The 9,585-nt window shown below is 60.6% G+C and carries 12 protein-coding genes; 4 read left to right on the top strand and 8 right to left on the bottom strand.

The features are described from left to right. The 3 genes from Y707_RS29270 to Y707_RS0120735 form a co-directional block, all read left to right on the top strand. Positions 1-288 (top strand): isochorismatase family protein (locus tag Y707_RS29270; RefSeq protein WP_035783019.1); only part of this gene is annotated, 288 nt, incomplete at its 5' end. A gap of 62 nt (positions 289-350) precedes the next feature. Beyond that, positions 351-725 (top strand): thioredoxin family protein, encoded by a 375-nt coding sequence (locus Y707_RS0120740; RefSeq protein WP_026536475.1) that lies wholly within the window; start codon positions 351-353, stop codon positions 723-725. Positions 726-771: 46 nt separating this feature from the next. Then, the gene (locus tag Y707_RS0120735) at positions 772-1,074 is read left to right on the top strand and encodes an antibiotic biosynthesis monooxygenase family protein (RefSeq protein ID WP_026536474.1); all 303 of its coding nucleotides are present in this window, start codon (positions 772-774) and stop codon (positions 1,072-1,074) included. A 66-nt stretch (positions 1,075-1,140) separates the two neighbouring features. On the opposite strand, the gene Y707_RS0120730 is transcribed toward Y707_RS0120735, so the two are convergent. The 5 genes from Y707_RS0120730 to Y707_RS0120710 form a co-directional block, all read right to left on the bottom strand. Continuing rightward, positions 1,141-1,752 carry a DUF305 domain-containing protein gene (locus tag Y707_RS0120730; RefSeq protein ID WP_026536473.1) on the bottom strand — a complete coding sequence of 204 codons (612 nt, stop codon included), beginning with the start codon at positions 1,750-1,752 and terminating at the stop codon, positions 1,141-1,143. 142 nt (positions 1,753-1,894) lie between these two features. Next, positions 1,895-3,016, bottom strand: a complete 1,122-nt coding sequence (ccsB, locus tag Y707_RS0120725; protein WP_026536472.1) for a c-type cytochrome biogenesis protein CcsB — start codon at positions 3,014-3,016, stop codon at positions 1,895-1,897. After that, positions 3,016-4,596 (bottom strand): cytochrome c biogenesis protein ResB, encoded by a 1,581-nt coding sequence (gene resB, locus Y707_RS28070; protein WP_035783016.1) that lies wholly within the window; start codon positions 4,594-4,596, stop codon positions 3,016-3,018. Before resB ends, ccsB begins: the two co-directional genes overlap by 1 nt. Positions 4,597-4,763: 167 nt before the next feature. Further along, positions 4,764-5,564 (bottom strand): cytochrome c biogenesis CcdA family protein, encoded by an 801-nt coding sequence (locus Y707_RS0120715; protein WP_442853316.1) that lies wholly within the window; start codon positions 5,562-5,564, stop codon positions 4,764-4,766. Between the two features lie 2 nt (positions 5,565-5,566). After that, entirely contained in the window at positions 5,567-6,124 is a 558-nt protein-coding gene (locus tag Y707_RS0120710) for a TlpA family protein disulfide reductase (protein ID WP_051442271.1), read from the bottom strand. Positions 6,125-6,383: 259 nt separating this feature from the next. Here Y707_RS0120710 and Y707_RS0120705 point away from each other — a divergent pair, with 259 nt between their 5' ends. Next, complete coding sequence (locus tag Y707_RS0120705; protein ID WP_216699310.1) at positions 6,384-6,686, top strand: SHOCT domain-containing protein; 303 nt, start codon at positions 6,384-6,386, stop codon at positions 6,684-6,686. A 22-nt stretch (positions 6,687-6,708) separates the two neighbouring features. On the opposite strand, the gene Y707_RS0120700 is transcribed toward Y707_RS0120705, so the two are convergent. The 3 genes from Y707_RS0120700 to Y707_RS0120690 are packed head-to-tail and all read right to left on the bottom strand — an operon-like array spanning position 6,709 to position 9,192. Continuing rightward, on the bottom strand, positions 6,709-7,344 hold the full coding sequence (locus Y707_RS0120700) for a thioredoxin-like domain-containing protein (RefSeq protein ID WP_026536468.1): 636 nt from the start codon (positions 7,342-7,344) through the stop codon (positions 6,709-6,711). 51 nt (positions 7,345-7,395) lie between these two features. Continuing rightward, a complete protein-coding gene (lgt, locus tag Y707_RS28065) occupies positions 7,396-8,283 on the bottom strand; it encodes a prolipoprotein diacylglyceryl transferase (RefSeq protein WP_442853315.1) in 888 nt (295 codons plus the stop codon). 12 nt (positions 8,284-8,295) lie between these two features. Then, a complete protein-coding gene (locus Y707_RS0120690) occupies positions 8,296-9,192 on the bottom strand; it encodes a F510_1955 family glycosylhydrolase (protein ID WP_026536467.1) in 897 nt (298 codons plus the stop codon). Between the last annotated feature and the right edge of the window lie 393 nt (positions 9,193-9,585).

Below are 9,585 nucleotides of genomic sequence, written 5' to 3'. Positions count from 1 at the left end.
AGCCCCCACAAGATATACGGACCCGAACAGAACGACCTCGTACTTCAGCTGCGCAAACGCGGCATCAACAAGGTCATCCTGGCAGGGATGTCGGCTAACCTCTGCATTGAAAGCCACTTGAGGGAACTGCTGGAGCAGGGATTCGAAGTGGCCGTAGTCGCAGATGCCACGGCAGCAGCACAGCACCCCGACCTGGGAGACGGCTACGCAGCCGCCCTAACCAATTTCAACTACATCGCAGGCGCCGTCATGAGCACCGATAAGGCACTCGGGGCCTTGACAGCCTGATCCGTAAACGAAGCGCCGCGAGACAACGCCCGCGGCGACCTCAAACGCTGGGAGTAATCACCATGGCCACTATTGACATCACCGAAACAAGTTTCGAATCCACACTCAACAACAACGACATCGTGTTAATCGACTTTTGGGCAGGATGGTGCGCACCATGCCGCACGTTTGCGCCGACATACAGCGCCGCCTCAGATAAGCACCCTGACCTCGCCTTCACAAAGGTCGACGTCGAGGCCGAACAGACGCTGGCGGCGAAAGCGGGCATCAGCTCCATCCCTACATTGATGGTATTCCGCGAAAAACTGCTCGTGTTCTCGCAGCCGGGTGTGCTGGATGCCAGCGCACTCGAACAGCTCATCACCCAAGTCAGAGCACTTAACATGCAAGAGATCCACGACAGGGATGCCGTGCGCACAAGCGACTCTGGCAACTAGCAACCAAAAATCCATGAGCATCTGCCGGAAAGGTCGACAGGACCACATGATTTACGAGCACGCACAACTCACCATCCGTCCCAATGGGCACGAGGACTTTCGAGACACTTATCCTGCCATCCGCGAGAACCTGTTGGAAGTACCGGGATGCCAGTCAGTGGACCTGCACCACAGCGTCGATCAACCAGAGGTTTATCTGCTCCGTGTAGGGTGGACTGCTTTGACTGACCACACCGAAGTCTTCCCTGCAACGGATCAGGGCCGTAACGTCCTGTCCCTGCTCGAAGCACACGTCGAATCGGTGGACATGCTCCACTTTGAGGCGGAACCTGTAGCACTTGCCCAATAGTTGGCATGGGCGTGCGGCCATCCGGAATGTAGTCGGTGAGCAATTCCCGGTCGTTTAGCCGCACGGTTATTCTTCCGCGAGCATCTGCTCCATCACTTTGATCTCCGATGCCTGTGATGCAATGGACTTTTCGGCGAAGGAGCGCACCGTCTCCGTTGACGCTGCTAATGCCGCTTCTGCCATCTCCACTCCGGCTTGATGGTGTTGAATCATGAGGTTCAGATATAGCCGGTCGGCTTCTTCACCGGTGAGGTTTCGCAGCCGTTCCATGTCGTCGGGGGATGCCATACCGGGCATGCGCCCGTTTTCCATGGCCACGCCGGTGTGGCTGGCGTTTCCCGGCATCCAGGACATTGGTTCCGCTCCGGTGACCTGCGGTAAGCTCCAATCCCGCAGCCACGCGAACATCTGCCCAACCTGATGCTGCTGGGTCAGCGCGATGTCATAGCCCATGGTGCGGATCTCGGGATCCGTGGATTGTTCCCGGATGACCATGGACATTTCCACCGCTTGTGCATGGTGGCGTTGCATGTCCCTGGCGAAACCGGCATCAATACTGTTCCCAGCCGGCGCGGTTAGTGGCGCCGTGGTGCGCCCCAGCGCGAAAGCCCCCAGCAGGAGTGTCATCAGCACTATGGCGGCGATCGCGGCATGCCATGGTCGGATGCGGGTGAGCATTGTTGTTCCTTTCGTCATTCTGATGTGTGGGTGGTCCATGGCAAGGAACGGGTTATGACCAGAACCGGGCAGGGGCAGCGTAGGAACCATTCAGTTCCGGTGACCTGGTTCAATGTGTTTCGCCATTGCAGTTGGTCATGCATCAGATGCCTGAGTATGAGTGCAGGCCGGAGAAGTAGACGTTGACGATGGCAAAGTTGAAGACGATGCAGAGGTAGCCGACGATACACAGCCATGCTGCGCGGGTTCCGGTCCAGCCGCGGGTGGCTCGGGCGTGCAGGTAACCGGCGAAGACGACCCAAATGACGAAGGTCCATACTTCCTTGGTGTCCCATCCCCAGTAGCGGCCCCACGACTCTTCGGCCCAGATGGCTCCGGCCATGAGCGTGAACGTCCATAGCACGAACGCCACGGCGTTGATGCGGTAGGCGAGGTTCTCCAGGCTGAGTGCGGCCGGGATGCGGCGCATGAAGCCCATCCCCGGGGCTCGTCCTTCAGCGAGTGCGGCTTCGCGGCGGGTTTGCAGCAGCTGCAGGACGGACATGGCGAAGGTCAGGGTGAACAGTGCCGAGGCGGTGACCGCGACGGAGACGTGGATGATCAGCCAGTAGCTTTGCAGCGCCGGAACGAGGTTTCCGACCGGGGTCGGTATGCCGATGGTCGCGGCGGTCAGCATGATCAGTACCAGGGCGATCACGAACGTTCCCAGGAACCGCAGATCTTTGCGGGTGAGCGCTAACAGGAAGACACCGGCCACCACCAGTGCCCCGGTAGTGGCGAATTCATACATGTTGCCCCAGGGAACCCGGTTGGCGGCGATAGCCCGGGTCAGGACAGCCGTCAGATGCACTGTGAAGGCCAGAGCACTCACCGCCACACCGATCCGGGCCGCGGTGCGGCGTTCTTTGGTGTAGGACATGGATTCATCGGCTACGGAGTCCGACCGGTTGCCGCCGGAGCGGGTGTTGACACGGGCGACCCGGTCCTCGGGGCCGGTCAGCCTTTCATGGCTAACGGTTCCGCCGGCGGCGGGAACCATCGCTCTAGCTGGTTCGGTTTCGTCAACAGAATCGGCTGCTGAATCCGGATGCGCTGCACCAGAAGTTGAGTTGTTCAATCGTTCCGCGCGGCGGTTGACGGAGGCGAGTTTCCTGCTGCTGGCGGCCATGTCCCAGGCGAAGGCGCCGAAGGCGATCAGGTAGGTCAGGGCGGCCAGGAGCATGAACAACTCAGAGTATTCGCCGAGGGCTTCATTGATTCCCATTACTTGTCCTTAGGGTTGTTCTCCGCCAGCCATTTCTTCTCAAGCAGCGTGCGAAGTGTTTTCTCTTCTCCCTCGAGCCGGTAGTCTTCACCGCGGGCGAGGAACCCGTATTCGACCATGGTGCGCCCGTCCTCGTGAGTGCCGGCGCGGACCCATACCCGGCGGCGGCCGACGAAGAGCGTAGTCATCAGACCCAATACTGCCAGGGAGGAGAAGATCAGGGCCCCGTATTTGCCGGGATCATAGGTAATATCGACGCCGATGTAGCGTTTGAGGCCCTCAAAGGTGATCGAGCCCTTCCCATCAGGCAGTTCGTAGGTCTCGTTGGCCTGCAGGACGATGCCGCCGGTGTCGAGTTTACGGCCGTTTAGCTGGGTCAGTTCCGACGTATCGAGCGTGTAGACCGACGTTGGTACACCCTCATCGAGCCCGAGATCGCCGGAGTAGGAATCCAGCAGCAGCTGCGGGTTCAACGGGTCAGGGTCGCCCGCCACCGTCTGCCCGTTCGCGGCCTTCATCGCTGTGGGTAGGAGCAACCCAACGAAGCTCAGCTGCGACGGCTGGGCATCGGGCGCCTTAATGACGATGGTGGAGGTGTAGGCGGCGTCGTTGACGCGGGCGACGACGGGTTCGCTCAGGGCGATGTTGCCCTCACCGTCGCGGACGGTGACGACCGGCGCGTAGCCGTTTCCGACCAGGTACACGTTGGTCCCGTTGAAGGAGAGCGGATCATTGACCTCCAGCACCTGCTTCACGGGTTCGGCCTCCGGTGTTGTTTTCGTGGTGACCTTGGCGGTGAAGTCGATGGGCTGGCCGTAGTTTGCCTGTGTTTCACGCTCAAACGTGACATCGAAATCGTTCAGCTGGATGGAGAACGGGTCGAGCGTGCCCTTGCTGAAATTGGTCCCGGGGTCGAACGAGTCGTAGCTGACCAGGTTGTTGATAAAAGTGCCGCCTTCGACGAGGATTTTCTGTCCCCGGTACCCGAACAGTCCGCTGACCGCGAAGGAGATCAGCACACCAATCAACGCAATGTGGAAGAGCAGGTTGCCGACTTCCTTGATGAAACCCCGCTCGGCGCCCACTGATGGGAACGACGGGCCGTCGGCGTCGCGCATATCAACCCGGTACCCCCGGCGCTTCAGGACAGCCGCGGCGTCAGCGGCCGCCTGCTGCGCCGGTATCCCGTTGTCGGCCGGTATGGCCATTGCCCCGTAGTGCGGCAGCCGGGACAACCGTCTCGGCGTGCGCGGCGGTTTTGAGCGGATAGCCTTGGCGTGCTGGGCTGTCCGGGGAATGACACAGCCGACCAGGGAGATGAACAGCAGCAGGTAAATGGCTGAGAACCATACCGAGGAATAGACATCGAAGAGCTGGAAGCGGTCCAGCCAGGGGCCGGTCACCGGGTTTTCCTCGATGTACTGGGTGACTACGGCGGGGTTCGCCGGACGCTGCGGAAAGAGTGAGCCGGGGACCGCGGCCACGGCCAGCAACAGCAGCAGAAACAGTGCCGTGCGCATGCTGGTCAACTGACGCCAGACGAAGCGCAGCGTCCCGGTAAATCCCAAGGCCGGTAGCATGACATCATTCGTACCCGCTGCCGGAGCGTCGGCCTTCGTGCCGGGTTTCCCGTTTTCCTCGGCCGACCGGCTGTCCGGCGGAAGTTTGCCGGGATCCTGGCGACTGGGCGCGCCGGTGCCGGGACTGTCCCCGGTCGCCGTTCCCTGGTCGTGAATCGATTTGCGCATTAGATGGGCAGCCTTACTTCATTGGTAAACCAGTCCTGCAGTTGCCCCACCCAGAATCCCCAGAGCCCGGAGATCATGAGCAGACCAAGGAGAATCAGCACAGCGCCGCCAAAACGCTGCAACGACAGGCGGTGCCGGCGGAAGAATTCCAGAGCGCCCATGCCACGGCGGGCACCAATGGCGATCAGCAGGAACGGCACCCCCAACCCCAGACTGTAAAAGAGAGTCAGAAACGCCCCCTTGGTCGCCCCGGCCCCACTGGAGAACGCCAGTAGTTGGATGGCGGACAGGGTCGGACCGATACACGGGGCCCATCCGAGTGCGAAGGTGATTCCCAGCAGCGGTGCGCCCCACAAACCGGCGGGCGGCTTCGTATGGATTTTCGCCTCGCGCTGGAACCAGGAAAATCCGCCTAGGAAAACGACACCCATCAGAAGCACCAGTCCGCCGGACACTTGGGTGACCCAGGCCTGCTCGTCCTGCTGTAACCAGGCGCCCAAGCCGCCGAACACGGCACCAATCAGCATGAAAACAAGCGAAAACCCCAACACGAACAGGCCGACTCCGGCGAGCATCCGTCCGCGCCGTTGCTGCTCCAGGTCCGCTCCGGTCAACCCGCTCACATATCCCAGATACCCCGGGACCAGCGGCAGCACACAAGGTGAGGCGAAGGAGACCAGGCCCGCCAGGACAGCCACCGGAATGGCCAGCAGCAACGATCCGCTCAGGACTGTCTCGGCGAACGGATTGTCGACAACTGCCTGCACCATAACGGGCGTTGAGGGGATCACGACAGCCATATTTACGGGGACCCGGCCGCGGCGTCGGAAATCAACGCGTCGAGGGTGCTCTTTTCCGCCAAACCGATAATGCGTGCAGCGATCCGGCCCTGCTTATCCAGCACCAGCGTGGTAGGCACGGCCTGCGGCGGCACGTATTGGGTCATCGAGAACAACACCCCGCCGTCCCGGTCGTCAATACTGGGATACGTCACACCAAAATTCCGTTCGAACGCCGCCGCAGTGGCCTCAGGATCACGGACATTCACCCCGTAGAACATCACACCGTCGTCTTTATACTTCTCATACAGCGCCTGCAGATCCGGAGCCTCAAGCCGGCATGGGGGACAGGCCGCGTACCAGAAATTCAGCACCGTCACCCGACCCTGCCAATCTGCTGAATCCACCACGGTGCCGTCGTAAAGTTCGGCCGTGAGCTCAACTGACTCTCCCCGTGCCTCCGGGGCATATTCCGAGACAGAACCATCACCGGCGATATAGTTTTTGCCATCTCCTGCTGCGGCCTGCTTCGCAAGCGGGTCGTTGGCGGTGCATGCCGTAAGCGTCAAGGCCAGGACCATGACGACGGTGAGCAACCGTCCCGTTAATCTGTGTCCGGCCGGCCGGTTCACAACAGTGGCTTTCACGTACTCTCCAAAACATCGGGACGGGCAAACGCATTTTCTACAGCCTGTAGTACAACTCATACGTCACCGTCGGAACCAACACAAATTGCGACTGCCTGAGTCCCCGCCTCCACGGAACGCGCCGGCTCACCCTCCACGTTTCCGCCCTCCGGCGAGAAGGCTGCCTCCATCTACTATTGACGATAGTATTAAAGTGTCAACAGACTCAACGCCAGTTCTGCAGGGAGTGATGATTGTGGGAAACATGATGGATATGGGTGGAATGATGGGCGCGGGCATGATTTGGGCAGTCCTGATCCTGCTGTTGCTCGCTGCCGGGGCGGCAGCAGTGATCGTTTTGGCCGTCCGAGCCGGCCGGCAGGGCCGGGCCGGACAGCGTCAACTAAACGCCGGCTCCGATGAGGCGCACAGTGTTCTCCGTCGCCGTTTCGCGGCCGGAGAGATCGACGATGAGGAGTATCAGCGGCGCCGTGCCGCACTGGACAACGACCGGTGAGACAGTGCCCGGCCATCGTTGACTAGCCGTCTACACCGCCCGAGCATGCCGCTCCCGGTTCAGGTGTCTGTGGACCCTGCGCATAGGCGGCAATAAACGGTTCCAGCCGTTCGTCGCCAGCGCCATCCAGAACAACTTGTGTACCCCAGGCGCTGGCTTTTAGCGGTTCTTCCTGTCCGGGGTATGGACTCAGCAGGACATAACTTCGGGAGTCGGCCAGGTCAGTAAGCTCCTGCACCTGTTCATCGGAAAGGTCCGGGCTGTAGGTAAGCCACACCGCGCCATGTTCAAGGGAATGTACTGCCCGTTTTTCCTCTACCGGTGAAGTGTAGGTGCCACAGTTGGTCCAAACCGGTGCGTGGTCGCCGCCGACGCCGGGTGTCTGCCCATAGTCGACGGGTTCCGGGACATGGGTACGCGATAAATCTTCGAAGGTTTGGACGCCCTCAATCGGCTGGCTCGCCGCTTCCTCAACTGCCGCCTGCTGTCGTGACTCTCCGACGAGCACGAACGCCACAGCCCCGATGAGGACCAGAACGACCAGTGACGATATTCCGTAGATCAGGAACTTCTGGCGCCGCTCGGCGGCCTCTTGCCGGGCCCTGATCGCGGCTGATTTGGCGCGCCGTTCCTCGCGTGTCTGCCTTTTGTTTTCCACGTGGACTATTCCTCTCGTCTAAAAAAACCTGTGTCCGGTTAAGGGGTGCTGTTAGGGGCTGACTTGTTTATCCGGTAATTCCTCGGGGTGTGCTCGGGACCGGTCATGGTTTCTGCGCCGGATGAACACCACCAGGGACGCCGCGAAGACCACTCCGGAGACCCAGGTGTTGACGCGCAGGCCAAGGATGAGGTTCGCCGAGTCCGTTCGCATCAGTTCAATGAAGAACCGTCCGGCGGTGTACAAGACGGCATAGAGCGCCAAAACCCCGCCGGCTCCGATACGCCACTTCCGGTCGATCAGCAGCAGGATGATGCCCGCTGCGAGGGTCCACAGTGATTCGTAAAGGAAGGTCGGGTGGAAATAGCCAAGCACGACAGGGTTTCCTGCGGCGTCCAGGACGGCGCGGCCGGCGGCCATCTCGTGGATCTCCAGCTTCCAGGGAACGTTGGTTGGTTCACCATATAGTTCGTTGTTAAACCAGTTACCCCAGCGGCCCAACGACTGTGCGAACAGTAACCCGGGCGCTGCCGAGTCGGCGAAAGCGAGAAACGATACGTTGTTTCGCCGGCAGCCGATCCACGCGCCCAGGGCTCCCAAGGCGACTGCTCCCCATATACCGAGGCCGCCTTCCCAGATTCTGAGCGCATCCCAAGGATCCTGCCCCGCCGCGAAGTAGAGCTGCGGGTCCGTAATGACGTGGTAGATCCGTCCGCCCACGATTCCGAAGGGTACAGCCCAGATGATGATGTCGAATGTTGTCCCGGGTGCGGCGTCGCGGGCGACAAACCTGCGTTCTGTCAGATAGGTGGCCAGGGCAATGCCGGCCAGAATACACAGCGCATAGAAGTGAATCATTACGGGCCCCAGCTGGAAGGCACTCACTGTGGGCGAAGGGATATAGGCTCCCGCCTCGGACAGAACCTTTACAGTTGTCACAGCCATCTCCCGCTATTCGCCGGTATCCATCGCCGCGAAGGTTTTCCCGCCGTCGCCCGAGACCTGTACAGTCTCCGGAGTGGCGACCCACACCTTTAGATCGCCGGAGTCGTTCGTTGTTGCGGCGATCGCAGCCGGCTGCGTCTGGATCGAACCGGTGTTGGTCCAGCTAAGACCCGCGTCCCTGCTGACATGTACCTGCCCGTCGGGGGCGATGCCAACGGCTGTCTCGGCGCTGGCGAACGTGGTGAACATCAAAAGGGGCGCGTCAGGCACGCTGGACCAGCTCGACCCCGCTTCGGTGGAGCGCTGCAGTCCCTTCTCCGTGGTTGCCAGGACCACCTCCGACCGCGGGGTTCCTGCCAGATGGAAGGGTTGGATAGCCGTTGCGGACGACTGCCAGGTTTCGCCGTCTTCACTGGTCCGCAACGTCCCGTCAAAGGCGACAATGCCTCCATCGGAGGTGGTGAGTGAGTGGAAGTCCGATTCACCTTCCCTGGAGAGGATCGTCCACGATTTCCCGCCGTCGGTGGATTCCATAAGCCCCACCGGATTGGGTTCATCGCTACCGGGACCGGGATGGCCCGAGGCGTAGAATTTTCCTGAGGCCGCGGTGGTGAAACCCATCAGGTCGTTAGTTGGTCCAATCTTCTCCGGATGATGCTCGGATACATTGAACAGCCCGTCATGCGTGGCCAGCAGAACATCCTCGGTTTCAGGGTTCACCGTCATGCCATGGATATGGCCGGTGGGATAGGCGCCCGTTTCGGAACCTGAATGACTATGGCCGGAGGGCGACTCCTTTCCGGCTGTGGATGAGCCGGCGCATGCGGACAGCAGAATGGCCGCGCCAAACGTAACCGCGAAAGACTTCGCTGCGCGCCGCTGGGGCTTTGGGGATGAAGGCATGTCTCACTTTCGAATCCGGTAGGGGAAGGATGGGTCTGTCAGACCTAACTACTATAATGGATAGTAGTAGATAAGCGCGAAAAGAACTGATCGGCAGAGGCTTCGTCAGCCATGGAGCGACATCGATTTCTATTTGGGCCGCCACCATTGAAGGGTCCAAAGCGCGGAGAGCCCGCAAATAGCGGCCCATTTGTTCTTCACGGGTTGGTGGCCAGCCCGGCTGCGTCGTCTGCCCGAGGAATCATGTCAAGATGCCCGGCTGGATCGATTCGCAGAATCATTTGATTTTGTCCGGATAGCTGTTTGCGTTTTTGGTCCTCGTTTTGCGGTGGCCAGGGTCAGGAGTTCGGCGGTGAGGGCTTGGATTTCACGTTGGAGCTTTGCCGGGTTCAG

Source organism: Arthrobacter sp. H14 (genome assembly GCF_000520495.1).
Taxonomy (GTDB): Bacteria; Actinomycetota; Actinomycetes; order Actinomycetales; family Micrococcaceae; genus Arthrobacter_C.
The sequence above is the reverse complement of the archived record's forward strand: the minus strand, read 5'-3'. Positions and strand labels throughout refer to the sequence as shown.